Source organism: Psychrobacter sp. W2-37-MNA-CIBAN-0211 (assembly GCF_040309405.1).
GTDB lineage: Bacteria > Pseudomonadota > Gammaproteobacteria > Pseudomonadales > Moraxellaceae > Psychrobacter > Psychrobacter glaciei.
This window is the reverse complement of sequence record NZ_JBEOOU010000527.1, coordinates 1-241: the sequence shown is the minus strand read 5'-3', so window position 1 is coordinate 241 and position 241 is coordinate 1. Positions and strand designations below refer to the sequence as shown.

1 protein-coding gene is annotated in these 241 nt (G+C 44.4%); it reads right to left on the bottom strand.

Going from position 1 to position 241, the window contains the following annotated elements:
• Positions 1–241 (bottom strand): BLUF domain-containing protein (locus tag AAEY72_RS16130; RefSeq protein ID WP_352311685.1); only part of this gene is annotated, 241 nt, incomplete at both ends.

The window sequence follows — 241 nt, the reverse complement described above, 5'->3', positions numbered from 1 at the left end:
CAACTGCGCGGCTTGTTTCTTGGTCGCTGGTGACCATAACCAACGCTCCAAAAACAACAAGCGCATGCGCCAATCGACAAAGCTGCGCTGATTGATGACTCGCAATAGCAATACTTCAATATTCTTGTGACGGCTATCCGCAAAAATGCGTTTTTGCAGGTCGAATACCTCAGATTTCTTGCCTTCGATACATTGTAAAAAATGACCATTGCCATAACATAAAGTACCAGTGATACCATGC